Raw genomic sequence first — 21,662 nt, 5'->3', positions numbered from 1 at the left:
CGGTCACCGTAACCATCCCGGACACGACGGTCTGCGCGAGCGCTCCGGCCCGGCGGCGACCGCCGGGCCGGAGCGGAACCGCTCAGTCGTGGGCCGCGCGGAAGCGCTCCCGCGCCTCGGCGTCCGACGAATCGCTGGCCAGGTCGTCACCCAGGTCGAAGCGCACCGACCGCAGCCGACCGGTGAACGCGTTGTCCACCGGCGCGTAGTCGTCCACCACCGGAGAGGCCCGGTCCACGCCGATGTCGAACGTCTCGTCGAAGGCGAAGTAGTACGGGATGGTCGCCTCGACCCGCCCGGTGGCGACCTTCGCGCCGTCGACGTCCAACCGGGCCGTCCCGCCCTTGCCGACACCGCCACCGTCGTAACCGAAGTCGAGCCGCACCTCGTGCACGCCCGGCTCCAACCGCTCCCCGGTGATCTTGTAGATGTCGGTGCCGAAGTAGTTGTAGGCGTAGCTGGGGCGGCCCTCGTGGAAGTACAGCGACCAGCCGCCGAACCGCCCGCCCTGCGCCACGACCACGCCTTCGGCGCCGGCCTCCGGCACCTCGACCTGCGCGGTGATCACGTGCGACCGGTTCTTGATGTTCGGCGCGGTCTCCTCGGTGAGCCGCTTGGCACCGGCGTGGAAGGTGATGGTCTTGCGGTCGCCGAGCAGGTCGAGCCGACCGGCCTCCTTCGGGTTCTCCCGCTCCGTCATCCGGTCGTCGAGCGGGAACACCTGGTGCTTGGCGGCCTCCACCAAGAACAACTGCTGCAGCTCGCGGAGCTTGCCGGGGTGCTCGGCGGAGATGTCGTGCGCCTGGCTCCAGTCCACGTTGGTGTCGTAGAGCTCCCAGCGGTCGTCGTCGAAGGACCGGCGAGTGCCGTCCTGCACCATCTCCCACGGCGTCCCGTGCCGGGTCACGGCCATCCACCCGTCGTGGTAGATGCCGCGATTGCCGACCATCTCGAAGTACTGCACGCGGTGCCGGTCCGGCGCCGCGGCGTCGTTGAAGCTGTAGAGCATGCTGGTGCCCTCGATGGGCTGCTGCGGCACGCCCTGCACGGAACTCGGGTGCGGAATGCCCGCGGCTTCCAGGATCGTCGGCACCACGTCGATCACGTGGTGCCACTGGTCCCGGACACCGCCGCGTTCCTCGATGCCCTGCGGCCAGTGCACGATCATGCCGTCGCGCGTGCCGCCGAGGTGCGAGGCGACCTGCTTGGTCCACTGGTACGGCGTGTTCATCGCCAGCGCCCAGCCCACCGGGTAGTGCGCGTGCGTCGTGGCATCGCCGAGCGCGTCGCGGTTCGCGTTGATGAACTCGGCGCTGTCCGGGATGCCCGTGGCGAAGCGGTGCTCGTTCAACGTGCCGCCCAGGCCGCCTTCGGCCGAAGCGCCGTTGTCGCCGAGGATGTAGATGAAGATCGTGTTGTCGAGCTCGCCCAGCTCGTCCAGCGCATCGACGAGGCGGCCCACCTGGTCATCGGTGTGCTCGGCGAAACCGGCGTAGAGCTCCATCAACGAAGCGGCCGCCTGGCGCTCCTCATCGGACAGCTCGTCCCAGTGCGGCACGCCCTCGGCCCACGGCGCGAGCTCGGTGTCCGGCGGCACCACGCCCAGTTCCTTCTGGCGCTGCAACGTGATCTCGCGCTGCCGGTCCCAGCCGTGGTCGAACTTGCCGCGGTACTTGTCCCGGTACTCCTGCGGCACGTGGTACGGGGCGTGGGTCGCGCCGAACGGCAGGTACGTGAAGAACGGCGTGTCCGGTTTCAGCGTGTGCTGGGTCTGCATCCAGTCGATCGCGTGATCCACCAGGTCCTCCGAGAGGTGGTAGCCGTCCTCCGGGCGGCGGTCCGGCTCCACCGGGTTCGTGCCGTCGAACAGCACCGGGTACCAGTGGTTCATCTCCGCGCACAGGAACCCGTAGAACTTCTCGAAGCCCTCACCGGTGGGCCAGCGGTCGAACGGACCAGCCGGGCTCACGTCCCGCGCCGGGGTCTGGTGCCACTTGCCGAACGCGGCCGTGTTGTACCCGTTGCCGTTGAGCAGCTGACCGATCGTGGCGGCGCTGCGCGGGCGGATTCCGCAATAGCCGGGCGCGGCGCTGGCCATCTCGGTGGTGACGCCCATGCCGACCGAGTGGTGGTTGCGGCCCGTCAGCAGCGCCTGCCGCGTCGGCGAGCAGATGGCGGTGACGTGGAACCGGGAGTAGCGCAGTCCACCGTCGGCCAAGCGCTGCGCCGCGGGCATCTCGCACGGCCCGCCGAACGAGCTGGACGCGCCGAAACCCATGTCGTCGATCAGGACCATCACCACGTTCGGCGCACCGGCCGGTGCGTTCAGCGGCTGGACCGGGGTGAAGGCGGGGTCCTGGTCTCGTGCGTCGAGAGATGTTGCGGAAGCGGGCGGGGCGTCCGGGATCGGCAGGTGTTCACGCGATACGTCGGATGCTCCCATGTGCTACCTCCTGTGCGATGCGGTGAACGGGCACGGGAGGCGAAACCGCAAGCGGCGCAACGAATTCCGGGTCTCCACGATGCCGACCGAATGCTAGTCGGCGAGTGGCCGGGAGCAAGGGTTCCCACGGGCCGGACGCCGCTGGTCAGCGAGGTCCACGACACATCCGGCGAGCATCGCGCCTGGTGATCATGCATGCCGATGACGGGAAGACCGATTCACGATGCGCGCCATAGCCGACGCCTATGGCGCGCACCTCGCCGACGGTGCGACACCACCGCCGGCACCGCTCAAGCAGGACCGCGGCAGGTCACTTCTTCGGCTTGGACTTGTCGTCCTTGCCCGCGTCGTCCGTGGACAGCGCGGCGACGAAGGCCTCCGGCGGGACCTCGACCCGGCCGATGGTCTTCATCCGCTTCTTGCCTTCCTTCTGCTTCTCCAGCAGCTTGCGCTTCCGGCTGATGTCACCGCCGTAGCACTTGGCCAGCACGTCCTTGCGGATGGCGCGGACCGTCTCCCGCGCGATGATCCGCGAACCGATGGCCGCCTGGATCGGCACCTCGAACTGCTGCCGCGGGATCAGCTCGCGCAGCTTCGAGGTCATCTTCGTGCCGTAGCCGTACGCGGCGTCCTTGTGCACGATCGCGCTGAACGCGTCGACCGGTTCGCCCTGCATCAGGATGTCGACCTTGACCAGCTGCGAGCTCTGCGTGCCCGACTCCTCGTAGTCCATCGAGGCGTATCCGCGGGTGCGGGACTTGAGGTGGTCGAAGAAGTCGAACACGATCTCGGCCAGCGGCAGCGTGTAGCGCAGTTCGACGCGACTCTCCGACAGGTAGTCCATGCCGTCGAGCTGGCCGCGCCTGCTCTGGCACAGCTCCATGATCGTGCCCACGAACTCGGACGGGGCGATCACGGTGCACTTGGCGATCGGCTCGTGCACCTCGCCGATCTTGGCCTCCGGCCAGTCCGACGGGTTCGTGACCTCCAAGTCCTCACCTTCGTCGAGCTTCACCTGGTAGACCACGTTCGGCGCGGTGGAGATCAGGTTCAGGCCGAACTCGCGCTCCAGCCGGTCCCGGGTGATCTCCAAGTGCAGCAGTCCCAGGAAGCCGCAGCGGAAGCCGAAGCCCAGCGCGCCCGACGTCTCCGGCTCGTAGGTCAGCGCGGCGTCGTTGAGCTGCAGCTTGTCCAGCGCCTCCCGCAGGATCGGGTAGTCCGAGCCGTCCAGCGGGTACAGGCCCGAGTACACCATCGGCTTGGGCTCGCGATAACCACCGAGCGGCTCGACGGCACCCTTGCGCTCCGCGGTGACCGTGTCGCCGACCTTGGACTGGCGGACGTCCTTCACACCGGTGATCAAGTAACCGACCTCGCCGACGCCGAGCCCGGCGGAGGGCTTGGGATCCGGCGAGATGATGCCGACTTCGAGCAGCTCGTGCGTGGCGTTGGTGGACATCATCCGGATGCGCTGCCGCGGCGTGATCTTGCCGTCCACCACCCGGATGTAGGTCACCACGCCCCGGTAGGTGTCGTAGACCGAGTCGAAGATCATGGCGCGGGGCGCCGAGTCGTGATCGCCCTCCGGAGCCGGGATCTGGCTGACGACCTCGTCGAGGACCGCCCCGACGCCCTCGCCGGTCTTGGCCGACACCCGCAGCACGTCGCCCGGCTCGCAGCCGATGATGTGCGCGAGCTCGGCCGCGTACTTGTCCGGTTCCGCGGCGGGCAGGTCGATCTTGTTGAGCACCGGGATGATCTGCAGGTCGTGCTCCATCGCCAGGTACAGGTTCGCCAGCGTCTGCGCCTCGATGCCCTGCGCGGCGTCGACCAGCAGGATCGCGCCCTCGCACGCGGCCAGCGACCGGCTCACCTCGTAGGTGAAGTCGACGTGCCCCGGAGTGTCGATCATGTGCAGGACGTGTTCGACACCGTCCTTCTCCCACGGCAGGCGGACGTTCTGCGCCTTGATCGTGATGCCGCGTTCGCGCTCGATGTCCATCCGGTCCAGGTACTGCGCCCGGTACGCCCGCTCCCCCAGCACCCCGGTGAGCTGCAACATCCGGTCCGCCAGCGTCGACTTGCCGTGGTCGATGTGGGCGATGATGCAGAAGTTCCGGATGCGCTCCGGGTCCGTGAAGGTGTTGTCGGCGAAGCTGCTCACTCGGTGTTCCTTGGGATCTCGGGGTCCTCGCGGGGCGCGCGTTCAACCCACATCGTCCCACGCCGCGGGCGGCCCCTTATGCCCAGTTCCGAATGCCCGGATCCGGGGCGCGGCCGGTCAGCTCACCGCGGGCGCTGGTCGGCGCGGACCGGATGGTCCTGCGGGACCTCCACGAGCACGATCCGCATGCCGTCCGGGTCGGCGATCCACGCCTCGTCCAGGCCCCACGGCTGCCGGACCGGCGCGGTCTCCACCGCGACGCCGAGCCCGCTGAGCCGGTCGAACTCCGAGCGCAGGTCCCGCACCTGCAACCACAGCACCTGATCGGGGCTGGGGCCGTGCTCACCTCGGCCCGACAACTCCAGGAACCCCTGCCCCAGGAAGAACACGGTGCCTCCCGGGAATTCGCGGGAGATCGCGAGGCCCAGCACGTCCCGGTAGAAGCGCAGCGAGCGCTCCGGGTCGAGCGGGCGAAGGATCATGCGGCTGTTGAGGACCTCCATGGGTCCGGTTGTACCGCTTCGGCCGCATCGGGGCGAAAAAACGGCGGGCCCCCCACCACGAAGGTGGGGGACCCGCCGAGCGGATCACCGCTCTCAGACCAGGCGAACTCCGCTGGCCTGCGGGCCCTTCTGGCCCTGGGTGATCTCGAAGGTCACGGTCTGGTTCTCTTCCAGGGTGCGGAAGCCGGAGCCGTCGATCGCCGAGTAGTGGACGAACACGTCCGGGCCGCCACCGTCGGGGGAGATGAAGCCGAAGCCCTTCTCGGAGTTGAACCACTTCACGGTGCCCTGTGCCATCTCTGTCTCCTCACAGCTGATGAGTACCGATGCCCGCACTGTGCGAGCAACGGGGCCTAGTCCAGACGGCGAACTCTCCAGCTTGCGCTCAGGACAGAGTCGCGCCCGCAACTTTCGCGAGCGTGTCGAACACGAACACAAAAATCGGCCGACTCATACAACCACACTCAGGGCCGGATCATTCCCGCGACCCGCCGGTGTTCTCGATCTCAACCCGCGCCTGTCGCGGCCCTTCGCAGCAGCGGCGACGTCTTGCCCCGCGGCCCGATCGGAACCGGTCTCCGGAGGCTCAGATACCGGACGCGAGCTTCCACCCGAGACTCGCCACCAAGGCCACCACGACGGCCAGGAAGACCTTGCGCACGAACACCGAACCGCGGCTGGACGCGATCGCCGCACCCAGCACGCTGCCGGTCGCGTTGCTCACCGCCATCGCCAGCGCCAGCCCCCACAGGATCTTGCCCGCGGCGACGAAGAACAGCAGCGCCCCGAGGTTCGTCGCCACGTTGACGATCTTCGCCGTCGCCGACGCCCCGACGAAGGCGAAACCGACGAGCCCGACGAGCAGGAAGACGAGGAACGAGCCGGTGCCCGGACCGGCGATGCCGTCGTAGAACCCGATCACCGCGCCGCCCGCCACCATCACCTGGGTCTGCCGGGCCGGAGCGAATCGAGGAGCCTCCACCGAACCGAGGTCCGGCTTGCGCCACGTGTAGATCCCGACCGCGATCAGCGCCACCAGCACCACTCCGGTCAGCACCGCCTGCGGCAGGGCGGCGGCGAACATCGCGCCCCCCAAGGCGCCGACGAACGCCACCGCCGCCATCGGCAGCGCGCTGCGCCACGGCACCGGGGTCCGCTTCGCGTAGGTGCGGGCCGCGGCAGCGGTGCCCGCGACGGCGGCGAGCTTGTTCGTGCCCAACGAATAGATCAGGTCGCCACCAGGAACCAGCAGCAGCATCGCGGGCAGCTGGATCAGGCCGCCGCCACCGACGATGGCGTCCACCGCGCCGGCGAGGAACGCCGCGCAGCAGAGGAAGATCAACCCGGCCAGCGACAGTTCGGCGAAGCCGGGCCAGCCCAATGCGGTGAACACGACGGGTGACCCTATGCGGCGACCACCGGCGACGGCGCCGCGTGTGAGCGCCCTCGCAGCCAGGACCGCGGCGCCGGCGCCGGGTGCGGCGTTGCTAGGATTGCCGACCGTGCCGTGCGGCATTCCGCCAGGGAGGAAAGCTGCGCGCGCCGAGGTCCGCTCGACCCGGCACGGCAGCGCCGATTCAGCGCGGCACGACGAATCCGATCGAGGAAAGAGGCGCCCGCAGTGGCCAACATCAAGTCCCAGATGAAGCGGATCAAGACCAACGAGCGCAACCGCCTGCGCAACAAGTCGGTGAAGTCGTCGATCAAGACGGCCATCCGCAAGTTCCGCGAGGCCGCTGCCGCCGGCGACAAGGACAAGGCCCTCGAGCTGCAGCGCGCCGCCTCGCGCACGCTGGACAAGGCCGCCGGCAAGGGCGTCATCCACGCCAACCAGGCCGCCAACAAGAAGTCGGCGCTGGCCAAGGTCGCCAACGAGCTCTGAGCCGCGCGGCACCGGCCGGCTTCGCGCTCGACCGGTCGCAGGCTGACAACGGGGTCCGTTCCCTCCGGGGAACGGGCCCCGTTTCGTCGTGCGGGGCAACCACGAAGCGCCGCTGGACCCGCGTGGGCGGTACGCGTCAGTTCCGGGACGAGTGCAGGTCGACCAAGCGCAGCACGGTGCGCTCCAAGGCGTGATCGGCGTCGGCGGCCATGCCCTTGACGTCGGCGTTGAGCGCGGCGACGGCGCGCAGCGCCTCGGAGACCGTGGCGCTGCTCCAGCCCCGCGCCTGGCCCTGCGCCTTCTTCACCTTCCACGCGGGCATGCCCAGCTCGCCGGCGAGCCGGAACGGGTCCCCCCGGCCGTAAGCGGCGACCCGGCCGATGGTGCGGACCGAGTCGGCCAGGGCGTCGGCGATCAGAACGTGCGCCACGCCCAGCTGCAGCGCCCACCGCAACGCCTCCAGCGCCCCGGCCCGGTCCCCGGTCACGGCCTTCTCCGCCACGACGAAGCCGGTCACCTCAGCACGACCGCGGTGGTAGCGGCGCACCGCCGCATCGTCGATCTTGCCCCCGGTGTCGGCGACCAGCTGCGACGCGGAGGAGGACAGTTCGCGCAGGTCGAAGCCGACCGCCTCGATCAGGGCGCCCACCGCGGCGGCGTCGATGCGCCCGCCCGCGCGCCGCACCTCGTCCTTGACGAACGACTCGCGCTGCGAGCCCTTGGTGATCTTGTTGCACTCCGTGACCCGGGCGTTGAGCTTGCGCAGCGCGTTCGGCAGTTCCTTCGCGTTCTTGCCGCGGCCCCCGCCGTTGTGCACGATCACGAGCACCACGCCGTCCGCGGGCTGCCTGGCGTGGGACAAGATCGCTTCGGCGATCTCCTTGCCCGCGTCCTGCGCGGCCTCCAGCGCCACCACTCGGCCCTCCGCGAACAACGAGGGACTCAGCAGCTCGTCGAGCTCCGGCGGGGTGAGTTCACTCACCTTGATCCTGCGCAGCTCGGTTTCCGGGTCGGCCGCGCGGGCCGCCCCGACCGCCTCCCACAGGGCACGCTCCACCAGCAGTTCCTCGTCCCCGAGGATCAAATGCAGCGGGTCGCAGACCACCGACGGAGAACTCATAGGGGCATCGTCGCATGACCCTGCGACACCGCGGATCGTTCCCGTGCGCTGGACCGTGCTGGCCAGGACGCGGCGCCCTCCCGTAACGTTGCCGCCACAACCGAATAGCTCATCCAGAGGGGCAGAGGGAACGGCCCGATGAAGCCCCGGCAACCATCTCGACCATTCGCGGCACTCGCGAGGCAGTCGAAGAAATTGGTGCCAACTCCGACCCGCCCGCGGGACAGATGAGGAAAGGACCTCGCGATGACTGCTGCCGCCCAAGCCCCGAACTCCACCGGTAAGACCTACGACCTGGGTCCCGCCGTCGAACTGGTGTCGAAGGAAGAGGGCCACCGCCAGCCCCTGGCACCCGAGTTCGTCTCGCTGGAGGACTTCTCGCCCCTCGAGGTCGCCTACGACTTCGGGCGCATCCGCCGCGAGGACATCGAGTCCGGCCCGCGGTCGATCTGGCGCTACAAGAAGCTGCTGCCGGTGCCGACGAACGTCGAGGAGTACCCGAACACCGAGCCCGGTTGTACGAGGCTGGTGCGTGCCGACAATCTCGCGAAGGCGCTCGGCGTCAAGCGGATCTGGATCAAGGACGACACCGGCAACCCGACCCACTCCTTCAAGGACCGGGTCGTCGCGGTCGCGCTGGCCGCCGCCCGCGAATTCGGTTTCAAGGTCCTCGCCTGCCCCTCGACCGGCAACCTCGCCAACGCCGTGGCCGCCGCCGCGGCCCGCGCGGGCTGGGACTCCGTGGTGCTCGTCCCCTCCAACCTGGAGCGGGCGAAGATCCTGATGAGCGCGGTCTACGAGGGCTCGCTGCTCGCGGTGGACGGCAACTACGACGACGTGAACCGGCTGGCGACCGAGCTCGCCGCCGAGCACGAGGACTGGGCGTTCGTCAACGTCAACGTGCGGCCGTACTACTCGGAGGGCTCCAAGACCCTCGGCTTCGAGGTCGCCGAGCAGCTCGGCTGGCGGCTGCCGGAGCAGATCGTCGTTCCCATCGCGTCCGGTTCGCAGCTGACCAAGGTCGACAAGGGCTTCCGCGAGCTCGGGCAGACCGGTCTGGTCGAGCAGAGCCCGTACCGGATCTTCGGTGCGCAGGCCACCGGGTGCTCCCCGGTCGCCACCGCCTTCAAGAGCGACCACGACGTGGTGCAGCCGGTGCGCCCGGACACCATCGCGCGCTCGCTGGCCATCGGGGCTCCCGCGGACGGGCCCTACGTGCTCGACGCGGTCCGCCGCACCGGTGGGGCCATCGAGGACGTCACCGATGAGGAGGTCGTGGCAGGCATCCGGCTGCTGGCCCGGACCGAAGGCATCTTCGCCGAGACCGCCGGTGGCGTCACCGTGGCGACCGCGAAGAAGCTCATCGAGGCGGGCAAGATCGACCCGGACCAGGAGACGGTGCTGCTGATCACCGGCGACGGGCTCAAGACCCTGGACGCCGTGCAGGACCAGGTCGGGCCGAAGGCCACGGTCGCCCCCAGCACCGACGCCGTGAACGAGGCGCTGGGCCTCTGATCGTCCCCCGTGGGCCGCGGTGCGCCGCGGCCCACGGTGCTGGGACGGCTCCGGTCACCGTTCACCAGCCGAATTTCTCCTCAGCGAATTCCACAATTGCGAGTTGGAACATTTCGCCGATGACCGGAATTGACACGACCCGGTTCGAGCAATTCGACAAAGCACCACCCTTCCGCGAAGCGTGCGACACTGCGCCGCATGACGCAGGAATCGTTCGATATCGTCGTCGTCGGCGCCGGTCCGGCCGGATCCGTCGCAGCATATTCCGCAGCGCGGCGAGGCCTGCGCGTCGCGTTGGTGGACCGGGCCACCTTTCCCCGGGATAAGACGTGCGGGGACGGGGTCGGCCCTGGCGCGGTCGAAGTCATTCACCGCCTCGGCCTCGGGAACGTTTTCGCCGACCGCACGCCGATCAACGATGTCACGATCTTCGGGCCGGCCGGCGAGCAGCTGCACAGCGCCATCTCCCGCGACGACGGGCGTGTGGCCCACGGCCACGTCATCTCCCGGCTGGAGCTGGACGATCGGCTGGTGCGCGCGGCCATGCGAGCCGGAGCCGCGGACTTCACGGGCATGCGTTACCTGTCCATGGTCGACGGCCCGAGCACGCGGGAAGTCCGGCTGCGAGCCGCCGACGGGACATTACGTTCGATCAACGCTCGATTGGTGGTGGGCTCCGACGGGGCACACTCGGCGATCCGGAAAGAACTGTCCTCGGAAACCGATTCGGCCAGAGCCAAGAAACATCGGGGCCTGGCGAGCCGCGCGTACGCCGAGAGTGGAGATTTTCAACCCGGCGGCAAAATCGGGCCACGACTGCTGTTCGAATTCCGCGCGGACTTGCTACCGCACTACGCTTGGCTGTTCCCGCTCACCAACGGCCTGGTCAACATCGGTATCGTCGGCTCGCTCAAGAGCATGCAAGACCGCGGCGACGACATCAAGGCGCTCACGTCGACGTTCGCCGACAGCGTGCGGGCGCGTGGGATCGAACTCGGCGAGCTCCATGATCAACGCGCCTACCACCTCCCGCACGTCGGCGGCCTGGCGAAGATGGCGCATCCTCGAGCGGTTCTGATCGGCGACGCCGCGTCGATGATCAACCCGGTGAGCGGCGAAGGCATCGCCTATGCGGTCTCCGCGGCCGAACGCCTCGTCGAGGCCCTACCGCCGAGCCTCGACGACGGAGCCGCGCTTGCTGCGGCGCTGACCGGCTTCGAGGCGGACTTCCGCCGACGCTACCGGGCCCACTTCGTCTCCTCCCTCGTTTCGCAGCGGCTACTGCGCAACCCGCGGTGGGCATCCGCACTGCTGCGGACCGCGCGACACGACCCGCGCATGTTGGCGGACGGGGTGGAGATGCTGTTCGGCTTCGGCCGGATCCACGCTTCCACCGTGCTTCGAATCTTGCGCTTCTGGTGAGTCGGCGGGCCACCTGATTCGTGGGCCGTGACGGTGGTGCGCGTACCACCCCGGTCAGTTCTCGTCCGGCCGCACCGGATCTCCTCGTTCGACCACCGCGCGGCCGTCGCCCTCGGCGGCGATGGCGATGTCCCCGGACTGGTCGGTCCGCTGGATCCGCACGCCCATCCTGGTCAGGGCGCCCAGGATCAACGGGCTGGGGTGGCCGTAGTCGTTGCCCGCGCCGACGCTGATCACGGCGACCCGCGGCCGCACCGCCGCGAGCAGCGCGGGCGACGTGTAGCGCGAACCGTGGTGCGGCACCTTGAGCACCTCCGCGCGGAGATCGACCCCCGCCGCCAGCAGTTCGGACTGGCCCGGCAGTTCGACATCCCCGGTGAGCAGCACGCGACCGGCCGGAGTCGTCGCCTTGACCACCAACGAGGCGTCGTTGGCGTCGTCGGCCGACGTGGTCCGCGCCAACTCGCCCCTCGGGCCGAGCACGTCGAGCACCAGCCCCGGCCAGCGCAGCCGCTGCCCCGCGTGCAGCGGGAGCACGTGAGCCCCGTGCGCGCGAGCGGTCGCCCGCACTTCCTGCGCCGCCCACGCGGGTTCGTTCAGCGGCCCGACGGCGACCGAGCCCACCTCCCGGCCGGACAGCACCGCCGGGAGCCCGCTGACGTGATCGGCGTGCAGGTGGGTCAGCAGCACCAGCGGCACGCTGCGAATCCGCAGCCGCCGCAGGCATTCGGCCATCAGCACCGGATCCGGCCCGGTGTCGATGACGACAGCTTCGCGATCGCGCCCGGTGGACAGCACCAGGCCGTCGCCCTGGCCGACGTCGCAGGCCACCACGGCCCAGCCCGGCACCGGCCACGGCGCCACCTGGTGCCGGATCGGGATCACCACCACCACGACGATCAGCACCACGCTCGCCAGCACCAGCCGGGCGATGCGACCGCGCAGCACGATCAGGGCGATCACCGAGAGCACCGCCAGCAACGCCCCGCCCAGCACTCCCGAGGGCCAGCCGAACGAGGCGCCCGGCACCGCCGACGCGTGCCGCGCCACGGCGAGCACCCACTCCAGCTCCGGCCCCGCCAGCCACACCAGCGCGGCGGCCAGCGCAGCGGAGATCGGAGCCAGCACGGTGGCCGCGACGCCCAGCACGGTCGCGGGCGCGACGAGCGGCCCGGCGAGCAGGTTCGCCGCCACCGCGACGAGGCTGACCTCCCCGGAGATCGCCGCCACCAGCGGGGCCGTGACCAGGTGCGCCGCCGCGGGCACCGCCAGCGACTCGGCGATCCCGACCGGCACTCCCCTGGCGTGCATCGCACCCGCCCACACCGGTGCCAGCAGGACCAGCCCGGCCGTCGCCGCCACCGACAGCGCGAAGCCCACCGTGGTCGCCAAGCCCGGGGCGAGCAGCAACAGGCCGATGACGCTGGCCGACAAGGTCGGCAACGCCGATCGCTCCCGTCCCAGCGCCAGCGCGAACAGCGTGATCGCGCCCATCACGGCCGCCCGCAGCACGCTCGGCTCCGGTCCGGCCAGCACCACGAATCCGGCCATCGCCAGCCCGGCGCCCACCGAGGACGGCACCGGTCCCGCCCCGGCCAGCCGCAGCACCAGCAGCACCGCTCCGCACACGATGGCGAGGTTCGCCCCCGAGACGGCCATCAAGTGGGTCAGCCCCGCGGTGTCGAACTGCTCCACGACTTCCGGTGGCAACCGACCGGTGTCGCCGACGACCAGTCCGGGCAGCAGTCCGGCGGCGGCCGGGCCCAGCACCGCTCGCGAAGTCGACCGCAGTCCTTCGCGGAGGTCTTCCGCCACCCGCTGCCAGCCGGGCGGCGGGAGCACCTGGGTCGGCGGCCGGTTGACCTGGACCGCGGCCGCCAGCAGTTCCCCGCCGCGCGGTGGGACCGCCCTCCCGGTCACCGTCATCTCCTGGCCCGCGATCAAGGTCCGCCACTGCGCCGTGGGCACCAGCAGCAACGCCCTGCCACCGACCCGGGTCTTCCCCTCGCCGGTGTCGACGGAGCTCAGCCGCACGTGCGCCAGGGAGCGGTCCTGGGCACGCCGCGCCCCGTAGGACGCGCCCTGCAGCGGACGCGGTGGTTCCGCGAGCGTGGCTCGCAGCGTCACCCGCTCGCCCTGCTGTGCCGCGACGCGCAGCGGGTGCGCGCTGACCGCGTGGGCGCGCACCGCCACACCCGCGGCGGCGACCCCGGCGATGATCAGCACGGCGAGCAGGCCGTTGCGCCACGCCCGGCCCCGCACCGACCACGCCGCGACCAGCAGCACCGCCGACGAGCACGCGAGCACCGCTGCCGGGACCCAGCCGCCGAGCAGCCCGACCAGCGTCACCGCCCAGGTCACGAGGGCCGCCGGAACCAGCCGCAGGTCGAGCAGAGCCGAGTGCGGGAAGGACGTGGCCCTCACACCTGGACCAGTTCGCGCAGCTTGGACAATCGGGTCTCCCCGATGCCGTCGACGTCCTGCAACTGATCGATGGAGCCGAAGCGCCCGTGCTCGGTGCGCCACTGCACGATCCGTTCCGCCATGACCTTGCCGACTCCGGGCAGCGCATCGAGTTGCTCCTCAGTAGCGGTGTTGAGGTCGACCTTCGTCGAGGACGTCCCAGTTCCGGGGCTCGACTCGGCCTGCCCGGTGTTCGCGCCCGGTGGTACCGGGACGGCGACGTAGAGCTGTTCGCCGTCGGCCAGCCGCCGCGCCAGGTTGAGCGCCGTGATGTCGGATCCCGCGTTCGAACCGCCCGCCGCTTCCAGCGCGTCCGCCACGCGGGCGCCGGGCCGCACGGTGACGAGGCCGGGGCGAGCGACCTCGCCGACGACGCTGATCACCAATTCCGGCGGCGGTGGGGGTGGTGCAGGGGCGGCCGGGGCCGGTTGAACGGGCAGCGGCGGTCCTGGAGCGGGTTCGGCAACCGGGCGATCCACCCAGGTCGTGACGATGACGATGATGAGCGCCAGCGCGGCCGCGAGCAGCAGGCCGAGCCGTCCCGCGCGGCCGGGGTCGAGCCTGGCCCCCAGCACGGATTCGGGCAGCCACCGCTGCAGCACCCGTCGCGTCCGGGTGTCCGGTTCCGCCGTGGCGCAATGCCGTCCGGAGGATTCGGGGCCGGCGCGCGAATCGTGCTCGATTCCGGAATCGAGCGGAACCGCGGTGTCGTCGTGCTCGCGGGAATCCCGTTCCTGGGTTCGGGACTCGCGATCGGCCTGCTGCTTCAGCGCGAGCAGGCGAGCTCGCGGGGTGGTCGCGGATTCGGGGGAATCGTGGAGAACGCCACGAAGGCGGGTCGGAGCAGCCATGCCATCGACGTTAGAAGTCCGTTCCGGCCGCGCCCAGACCGAATGTCAGAATCTGTGGATGAATCGATGACCTGTGGACAACTCGACGTCGAATTCACTCGAAAGCAGATGTATCCGCTATTCATCAGAGTGAATCGCAGGATCAAGCAGTCGGCCGCCAGCCTCCCGGCAACACCACCGCACCCAGCGCTCCAGGGCCGATGTGCGCCCCTACCACCGGCCCCACCTCGGACACGACGCATTCCAGCGCCGCCGACGCGTGCCTGCGCAACTGCTCCGCGAGCCGCTCCGCCCATTCGGGAGCGGCCAAGTGGTGGATCGCCACCGACACCGGCCCCTCCTCCGCGGACCGGCACACCAGGTCGAGCAGCCGGGCGTGCGCGCGCGCCGTGGTGCGCACCTTCTCCAGCAGCTCCACCCGGCCCTCGTGCACGTGCAGCAGCGGTTTGATCGCCAGAGCCGTGCCCAGCACGGCCGCCGCGGCACCGATCCGGCCACCGCGGCGCAGGTGCTCCAAGGTCTGCACGGAGAACAACGTCCTGGTCCGCTGCGCGATCAACGCGGCCCGGCTCTCCACCGCGGACAGGCTCGCCCCGCAGCGGGCGCTCTCCGCCGCCCCCAACGCGGCGAAACCCAGCCCCATCGCGGCGGAACGGGAATCGACGACGCGCACCCGTTCCGGGTCGACCTCCCTCGCCGCCAGCCGCGCGGCGTCCCAGGTGCCCGACAGCCGGCGGGACAGGTGGATGGAGACCACTCCGTCGGCACCGGAGGACAACGCCTCCCGGTACGCCGCCGCGAACTCGCCGACGCTCGCGCCGGAGGTCGTCACCCGCTGCTTGCGGTCCCACGCCGCCAGCAGCCGTCCCGAATCGAACTCGTGCTCCGGGACAGGCTCGGCGGACTGCACGCTGACGTGCAGCGGAACCACCTGGACCGCGTGCCGCTGCGCGAACCCGGTCGGCAGGTACGCGGTCGAATCGGTGACGACGGCTACGGACACGCGCGCAACCCTAAGGTCCGGCCGCCGCGCGCACCCTCAAGGGTGACCAGGCGCTCAGGCAGGCATACCGCCGTTGTACGTGGTCAGCCGCCACCGACCGGTGACCGCGTGCCGCGTCAGCACCACCCAGTGGCAGTTCGAGACCCCGCCGAGACCGGTCCACATCTCCACCGGCCACTCCAGCAACCGAGCCGTCAACCCGGTGATCAGCCCACCGTGCGCGCACACCAGCGCGGTCGCCCGATGAGCGGAGTCGAGCTCGTCGACGACCTCGAACGCGCGCTCGGCGACCTCCACGCGGGACTCGCCACCGGGCGGCGCCCACGTCGAATCGGATCGCCACACCGCCATCGACCCCGGCCAGCCGTGCTCGACCTCGGCACCGCTGAGGCCCTGCCACTCGCCCAGATGGGTCTCGCGCAGCCGCTTGTCCTGCCGCACCGGCATGCCGGAGACCTCGGTGAACGCCGCCGCGGTCGCGCTCGCCCGCCGCAGGTCCGACCCGACCGCGACCTCCGGTTCGAACGCCGCGATCGCCGGGGCGGCGCGGTGCGCCTGCGCGATGCCGTTCTCGGTCAGCGACGTGTCGAGGTGCCCCTGGATGCGGCCGGCGGCGTTGTAGTCCGTCTCGCCGTGGCGCCACAGCACCAGGCGATCCAAGCTCACTCGACGCCGTCCTGCTGCTCAGCGGGAACGGCGCTGTCGACGAAGTCGATGCGCGGGCAGTCCTTCCACAACCGCTCCAGCTCGTACACGGACCGCTCGTCGGCGTGCTGCACGTGCACCACGACCTCGACGAAGTCGAGCAGCACCCAGCGCCCCTCGCGGGCGCCTTCCCTGCGCACCGGCTTGGTGCCCGCGGCGCGCATCTTCTCCTCGACGGCCTCGACGATCGAGTCGACCTGGCGCTCGTTCGGCGCCGAGGCGATCACGAAGCAATCAGTGATCACCAGCTGCTCGGAGACGTCGAGCAGCACGAGGTCGTTCGCCTTCTTGTCCGCCGCGGCCTGCGCCGCGACGAGGGCCAGCCTGCGGGCTTCCTCAGTGGCTGCCACGTCACTCCTCTCAGGCGGGCACGGTTCCGCCCACGCGCCCCAGGATAGCCAGCCCCACCACGCCCACCACGACCACCGGGGTGCGCACGGGACGTGGACCACTGCGACGAGTTCCGAGACCCCGGGACGCGGGCGCGGAAGACCCGCAGCGGATTTCCGTCGATCCCGATAATCGGTTGCGCCGAACAGGAAACTGGACGTGAGGTCAGCGAGAGGAGTCGGCGGATGCGAGTGCGGACGGCTGTTCAGGACGACGAACCAGAACTCGCACGAATCGTGCACACCGCGTGGTCGCCGGAATCGTCGGTGTTCCCGCGACCACCGCTCGACGCCCCCGCCTTCACCGAGCCGGTCCGCCCCGAGGACGTCCTCGTGGCCGTCGAGAACGCGCACCCGCTGGGTTTCGCGAAATTGGTCCCGAGCTCGCTCGCCCAGCCCAAGGTCGGCTCGGTCACGGCCCACGTCCAACTGATCTACGGGTGTTCGGTCGCCCCGGAACACCAAGGGCGCGGAGTGGGGACGGCGTTGCTGCACGCGATCCGGCAGGAATCCGTCGCGCGCGGCGCACGCCGGATCACGTTGAAGGTGCTCGGCTCCAACCCCCGCGCGCAGGCGCTGTACCAGCGGCACGGCTACCGGGTCGAAGGAACCCTGCGGGGCGAGCTCTTCCTGCAGGGCGACTACGTCGACGACGTCCTGATGGCACTGGACCTCGACAGCGGCGCCTGACCGGCGATATCGAGGTCCTATCGGACGCTCACGGACCCCACTCCGGTGCTGGTGAGCCGTCTTCGGCGCGGTAGAGGCCGCGCTTGGTGATGTACTGGACGATCCCGTCGGGAACCAGGTACCAGACGGGCAGGCCCGCGTTCACGCGTTCCCGGCAGCCGGTGGAGGAGATCGCCATCGCCGGGATCTCCACCAGCGACACCGAGCCCTGCGGCAGGTGCGCGTCGTCGAGCGAATAGCCGGGACGCGTGACGCCGATGAAGTGCGCGAGCTCGAACAGCTCCTCCACCCGGTGCCAGGACAGGATCTGCTCCATCGCGTCGGCGCCCGTGATGAAGTACAGCTCGGCGTCCGGGTACTGCGCGCGCAGGTCGCTGAGGGTGTCGGCGGTGTAGGTGGGGCCGCTGCGGTCCACGTCGACCCGGCTCACCAGGAACCGGGGGTTCGACGCCGTGGCGATGACCGTCATCAGGTAGCGGTCCTCGGCCGGGCTGACCACGTCGTGGCCCTTCTGCCACGGCTGGCCGGTCGGCACGAAGATCACTTGTTCGAGGCCGAACTGGGCCTGCACTTCACTGGCAGCCACAAGGTGACCGTGGTGGATCGGGTCGAAGGTGCCACCCATGACCCCGATACGGCGCCGACGAGACATGACTGCACAGCCTAATCCAGCGACCTCCCAGGTAGCGCCGGCGAACTGCGCGACGGTGACTGATCACACGCCCCGCGCGCCGCCGCTCAGCCCGCGGGCCGCACGTGCCCGTCGCCGAACACGAGCCACTTCGTGGAGGTGAGCTCCGGCAGCCCCATCGGGCCGCGGGCGTGCAGCTTCTGCGTGGAGATGCCGATCTCGGCGCCCATGCCGAACTCGGCTCCGTCGGTGAACGCCGTGGAGGCGTTGACCATCACCGCCGCCGAGTCGACCCGCGCGGTGAACTGGCGCGCGGCGCGGACATCGCTGGTCACGATGGCCTCGGTGTGCCCGGATCCGTGAGCGCGGATGTGCTCGGCCGCCGCGGGCAGCGACTCCACGACGGCGGCGGCGATGTCCAGCGAGCCGTACTCGGTGTCCCAGTCGTGCTCCTCGGCGGCGACCACGCCGGAACCGCCGAGGCGGACGACCTCGTCGTCGCCGTGCACGGTGACCCCGGCGGCGCGCAGCTCGGCGACCGCGCGCGGCACGAACTCGGCCGCGACGTCCCGGTGCACCAGCAGCGTCTCCGCGGCGTTGCACACGCTCGGGCGACGCGCCTTGGAGTTGAGCAGGATGCGCAGCGCGGTGTCCGCGTCGGCGTGCGCGTCGACGTACACGTGGCAGTTACCCACCCCGGTCTCGATCGTCGGCACCGTGGACTGCTCGACGACCGTGGAGATCAGGCCCGCACCGCCGCGGGGGATCACGACGTCCACCAGGCCGCGCGCGGTGATCAGGTGCCGCACCGAGGCGCGGTCGTGGCTGGGCAGCAGCTGCACGGCCGTGGCGGGCAGCTCGTGCTCGACGAGCACTTCGCGGAGCACCGCGACCAGCGCGGTGTTCGACTGCTCCGCCGACGCGGAACCGCGCAGCAGCACGGCGTTGCCGGACTTCAGCGTGAGCCCGGCGGCGTCCACGGTCACGTTGGGACGGCCTTCGTAGACGATGCCGACGACGCCCAGCGGCACCCGGACCTGCTGGAGCTGCAGGCCGTTCGCGAGCACGTTGCCGCGCACGACCTCGCCGATCGGATCCGGCAACCCGGCGACGGTGCGCAGCCCGTCGGCGATCCCCTCGACGCGGTCGGTGCTCAGCCGCAGCCGGTCGATCAACCCGGCGGCGGTGCCGTTGTCCTCCGCGCGCGCGACGTCGAGCTCGTTGGCGGCCAAGATCTCCGGGGCGCGGGAGACGAGCGCATCGGCCATCGCGTGCAGCAGCGCGTCCTTCGCGCCTCGCGGCAGCAGCGCCAGTTCGGCGGCGGCGTCCCGAGCGGCCCGAGCCGCGTCGCGCACCTGGTCGCGGAGTTCGTCGCCGGCGGTCTCCGCCTGCCGGGCGTCGGTGGATTCGATGCTCGTCGTCACGCGACCAGCCTAGTGGGCGCCCGCAACCGAGTTCCGCTGGTGACGAAGCGATGGGCGGTGCCGGGCACGTCGGCGCCATCCGGTAGGAATCGGGGCGTGGACGAACAAGCCCTGCGGGAACTCGCCGATGAACGGCTCCGTGCGCTGGCCGGTCCGGATGCGGAACTGCGCGAAGATCAGTGGCGCGCCATCCAGGCCCTGGTGCTGCATCGTCGGCGCGCGCTCGTGGTGCAGCGCACCGGCTGGGGCAAGTCCGCGGTGTACTTCCTGGCCACCGCGCTGCTGCGGGAACTCGGCGAAGGCCCCACGGTGATCGTCTCGCCGCTGCTGGCGCTGATGCGCAACCAGGTCGAAGCCGCCGAAGCCGCGGGCGTGCGCGCCGCCACGATCAACTCGGCCAATCCGCAGGCCTGGCAGTCCATCGAGGAGCAGGTCGCCGTCGGCGACGTGGACGTGCTGCTGGTGAGCCCCGAACGGCTGAACAATCCCGACTTCCGGGACACGGTGCTGCCGGAGCTCACCCACAGCGCGGGCCTGCTGGTGGTCGACGAGGCGCACTGCATCTCCGACTGGGGCCACGACTTCCGGCCCGACTACCGCCGGCTGCGCACGCTGCTGGGCGAGCTGCCCGAAGGCGTCCCGGTGCTGGCGACGACGGCCACCGCCAACGACCGCGTCGTGCAGGACGTGTCCGACCAGCTCGGCGTCGGCGGCGAGTTCAGCGACCCGCAGGAGACGCTGGTGCTGCGCGGCACCCTGGACCGGGAGAGCCTGCGGCTCGGCGTGCTGCGGCTGCCGACGGCGCAGGCGCGGCTCGCGTGGCTGGCGAGCAACCTCGGCGACATGACCGGCTCCGGGATCATCTACACGCTCACCGTCGCGGCCACCGACGAGGTCGCCGGGTACCTGCGCGACCAGGGCTTCGAGGTCGCCTCCTACTCGGGGCGCACCGACCCGGAGGAGCGGCAGCGCGCGGAGGAGGACCTGCTGGCGAACCGGGTGAAGGCGCTGGTGGCGACCTCCGCGCTGGGCATGGGCTTCGACAAGCCCGACCTCGGTTTTGTGGTGCACCTGGGTGCGCCGTCCTCGCCGATCGCCTACTACCAGCAGATCGGCCGCGCCGGTCGTGGTGTGCGGCGCGCGGAGGCGCTGCTGCTGCCCGGACCGGAGGACCAGGAGATCTGGCGCTACTTCGCGTCGCTCGCGTTCCCGCCGGAGGGCACCGTCCGCTCGATCCTGGCCGCCCTCGCCGAAAGCGGCACCGTGTCCACGGCCGGTTTGGAACCCCGCGTCGAACTGGGCCGGTCCCGGCTGGAGATGGTGCTCAAGGTCCTCGACGTGGACGGCGCCGTGCGCCGGGTCAAGGGCGGTTGGGAAGCGACCGGCGAACCCTGGAGCTACGACGCCGAACGCTACGGGCGCATCGCCGCGGAACGGGCCGCCGAGCAGCAGGCGATGCTGGACTACCTGGGCACCACCGAATGCCGGATGGAGTTCCTGCGCCGCCAGCTCGACGACCCGTACGCCGAGCCGTGCGGGCGCTGCGACAACTGCACCGGGGAGAACCGCTCCACCGACGTCGACGAGCAGGTGGTCCAGCAGGCGCAGGAGCGGCTGCACCGGCCGGGCGTCGTGTTCGAACCGCGCAAGATGTGGCCGAGCGGCATGGATGCGCTGGGGCTCGCCGTCTCCGGCAGGCTGCCCGCCGGAGAGCGCGCCGAACCGGGCCGCGCCGTGGGCCGGTTGACCGACATCGGCTGGGGCAATCGGCTGCGCGAACTGCTCGGCACCGGTGTCGCGGACCAGGAGCTGCCGGAGGACCTGTTCCAGGCGTGCGTGCAGGTGCTGGCCTCCTGGGACTGGGAGCAGCGGCCGGTGGGCGTCATCTCGATCGGCTCGAACAGCAGGCCGCTGCTGGTGCGCACCCTCGCGCAGCGCATCGCCACGATCGGCCGGTTGCCGCTGCTGGGCGAGGTGGCGACGAATCCGTCGACGTCGCCGAAGCGCGGCAACAGCGCGCAGCGCGTCGGTTCGCTGCGCGGGCAGTTCAAGGTGCCGGAGGACCTCGCGGCGAAGGTCGCCGAGCTGGACGGTCCGGTGCTGCTGATGGACGACTACACCGACACCGGCTGGACCTCGGCGATCGTCGCCCGCACCTTGCGGCTCGCCGGTGCCCCGGCGGTGCTGCCGTTCACCCTCGCCTCCACCGGCTGAGCCGTCTCTTACCGCACGCTCCCCAGCGTCGACACCGATTCCACCCGCACGAATGTCACCCACCCCTGCAATTTCGCGAGAAATTGAATCCCACCGCTCACGTTTCCGCTGATCACGGCGTTTCCCCTCGTCAATTTCGCGAGAAATTGCGGGTGGGCGGTGTCGCTCGGACGTGGGGTGGTTCGGGGTTGAGGGGCCGGGCGGGTCGCTGAGGGTGGGGTGGTGATCGGGGTGTTTCACGCG

At 70.6% G+C, this 21,662-nt stretch carries 18 protein-coding genes and 1 riboswitch; of the genes, 5 read left to right on the top strand and 13 right to left on the bottom strand.

What is annotated here, in order from left to right:
* Positions 1-82 precede the first annotated feature (82 nt).
* The 5 genes from BJ969_RS04955 to BJ969_RS04935 all read right to left on the bottom strand — a co-directional run bounded on the left by BJ969_RS04955 (position 83) and on the right by BJ969_RS04935 (position 6,503).
* Positions 83-2,443 carry an arylsulfatase gene (locus BJ969_RS04955; protein WP_184477687.1) on the bottom strand — a complete coding sequence of 787 codons (2,361 nt, stop codon included), beginning with the start codon at positions 2,441-2,443 and terminating at the stop codon, positions 83-85.
* Between the two features lie 310 nt (positions 2,444-2,753).
* Positions 2,754-4,607 carry a translation elongation factor 4 gene (gene lepA / locus BJ969_RS04950; protein ID WP_184477686.1) on the bottom strand — a complete coding sequence of 618 codons (1,854 nt, stop codon included), beginning with the start codon at positions 4,605-4,607 and terminating at the stop codon, positions 2,754-2,756.
* A 122-nt stretch (positions 4,608-4,729) separates the two neighbouring features.
* Complete coding sequence (locus BJ969_RS04945; RefSeq protein ID WP_184477685.1) at positions 4,730-5,110, bottom strand: VOC family protein; 381 nt, start codon at positions 5,108-5,110, stop codon at positions 4,730-4,732.
* A 93-nt stretch (positions 5,111-5,203) separates the two neighbouring features.
* Positions 5,204-5,407, bottom strand: coding sequence for a cold-shock protein (locus tag BJ969_RS04940; protein WP_184477684.1), 204 nt, complete (start codon positions 5,405-5,407; stop codon positions 5,204-5,206).
* A gap of 289 nt (positions 5,408-5,696) precedes the next feature.
* Entirely contained in the window at positions 5,697-6,503 is an 807-nt protein-coding gene (locus BJ969_RS04935) for a TSUP family transporter (protein WP_343071231.1), read from the bottom strand.
* 228 nt (positions 6,504-6,731) lie between these two features.
* On the opposite strand from BJ969_RS04935, the gene rpsT reads away from it, so the two are divergent.
* Positions 6,732-6,992 carry a 30S ribosomal protein S20 gene (rpsT, locus tag BJ969_RS04930; protein WP_184477682.1) on the top strand — a complete coding sequence of 87 codons (261 nt, stop codon included), beginning with the start codon at positions 6,732-6,734 and terminating at the stop codon, positions 6,990-6,992.
* Positions 6,993-7,128: 136 nt separating this feature from the next.
* On the opposite strand, the gene holA is transcribed toward rpsT, so the two are convergent.
* Positions 7,129-8,112, bottom strand: a complete 984-nt coding sequence (gene holA, locus BJ969_RS04925) for a DNA polymerase III subunit delta (protein WP_184477681.1) — start codon at positions 8,110-8,112, stop codon at positions 7,129-7,131.
* 106 nt (positions 8,113-8,218) lie between these two features.
* Positions 8,219-8,346: riboswitch (SAM riboswitch) on the top strand.
* Positions 8,347-8,358: 12 nt separating this feature from the next.
* Here holA and thrC point away from each other — a divergent pair.
* Together thrC and BJ969_RS04915 are read left to right on the top strand one after the other, a co-directional pair.
* Complete coding sequence (gene thrC / locus BJ969_RS04920; protein ID WP_184477680.1) at positions 8,359-9,627, top strand: threonine synthase; 1,269 nt, start codon at positions 8,359-8,361, stop codon at positions 9,625-9,627.
* A 198-nt stretch (positions 9,628-9,825) separates the two neighbouring features.
* The gene (locus BJ969_RS04915) at positions 9,826-11,049 is read left to right on the top strand and encodes a geranylgeranyl reductase family protein (protein WP_184477679.1); all 1,224 of its coding nucleotides are present in this window, start codon (positions 9,826-9,828) and stop codon (positions 11,047-11,049) included.
* A 54-nt stretch (positions 11,050-11,103) separates the two neighbouring features.
* On the opposite strand, the gene BJ969_RS04910 is transcribed toward BJ969_RS04915, so the two are convergent.
* The 5 genes from BJ969_RS04910 to rsfS form a co-directional block, all read right to left on the bottom strand.
* Complete coding sequence (locus BJ969_RS04910) at positions 11,104-13,473, bottom strand: ComEC/Rec2 family competence protein (protein ID WP_184477678.1); 2,370 nt, start codon at positions 13,471-13,473, stop codon at positions 11,104-11,106.
* Positions 13,470-14,363: a ComEA family DNA-binding protein gene (locus BJ969_RS04905; protein ID WP_184477677.1), complete on the bottom strand. Its 894-nt coding sequence runs from the start codon at positions 14,361-14,363 to the stop codon at positions 13,470-13,472. The genes BJ969_RS04910 and BJ969_RS04905 overlap by 4 nt, the downstream gene beginning before the upstream one ends.
* Positions 14,364-14,505: 142 nt before the next feature.
* The gene (locus BJ969_RS04900) at positions 14,506-15,366 is read right to left on the bottom strand and encodes a DegV family protein (RefSeq protein WP_184477676.1); all 861 of its coding nucleotides are present in this window, start codon (positions 15,364-15,366) and stop codon (positions 14,506-14,508) included.
* Positions 15,367-15,420: 54 nt separating this feature from the next.
* Complete coding sequence (locus BJ969_RS04895; protein ID WP_184477675.1) at positions 15,421-16,032, bottom strand: histidine phosphatase family protein; 612 nt, start codon at positions 16,030-16,032, stop codon at positions 15,421-15,423.
* Positions 16,029-16,421, bottom strand: coding sequence for a ribosome silencing factor (gene rsfS, locus BJ969_RS04890; protein WP_184477674.1), 393 nt, complete (start codon positions 16,419-16,421; stop codon positions 16,029-16,031). Before rsfS ends, BJ969_RS04895 begins: the two co-directional genes overlap by 4 nt.
* Before the next feature lie 225 nt (positions 16,422-16,646).
* On the opposite strand from rsfS, the gene BJ969_RS04885 reads away from it, so the two are divergent.
* Complete coding sequence (locus tag BJ969_RS04885; RefSeq protein WP_184477673.1) at positions 16,647-17,150, top strand: GNAT family N-acetyltransferase; 504 nt, start codon at positions 16,647-16,649, stop codon at positions 17,148-17,150.
* Positions 17,151-17,178: 28 nt separating this feature from the next.
* Here BJ969_RS04885 and nadD read toward each other — a convergent pair whose 3' ends face one another.
* Both nadD and BJ969_RS04875 read right to left on the bottom strand, forming a co-directional pair.
* Complete coding sequence (nadD, locus tag BJ969_RS04880) at positions 17,179-17,802, bottom strand: nicotinate-nucleotide adenylyltransferase (protein ID WP_184477672.1); 624 nt, start codon at positions 17,800-17,802, stop codon at positions 17,179-17,181.
* Between the two features lie 86 nt (positions 17,803-17,888).
* Positions 17,889-19,205: a glutamate-5-semialdehyde dehydrogenase gene (locus tag BJ969_RS04875; protein ID WP_425503523.1), complete on the bottom strand. Its 1,317-nt coding sequence runs from the start codon at positions 19,203-19,205 to the stop codon at positions 17,889-17,891.
* Between the two features lie 96 nt (positions 19,206-19,301).
* Between BJ969_RS04875 and BJ969_RS04870 the strand changes: the two genes are divergently transcribed.
* Positions 19,302-21,419, top strand: coding sequence for a RecQ family ATP-dependent DNA helicase (locus BJ969_RS04870; RefSeq protein ID WP_184477671.1), 2,118 nt, complete (start codon positions 19,302-19,304; stop codon positions 21,417-21,419).
* Positions 21,420-21,662: the final 243 nt, after the last annotated feature.

It is taken from the genome of Saccharopolyspora gloriosae, from assembly GCF_014203325.1.
Taxonomy (GTDB): Bacteria; Actinomycetota; Actinomycetes; order Mycobacteriales; family Pseudonocardiaceae; genus Saccharopolyspora_C; species Saccharopolyspora_C gloriosae.
Note: the sequence above shows the minus strand (reverse complement) of the source record. Positions and strands in the feature narration are given on the sequence as shown.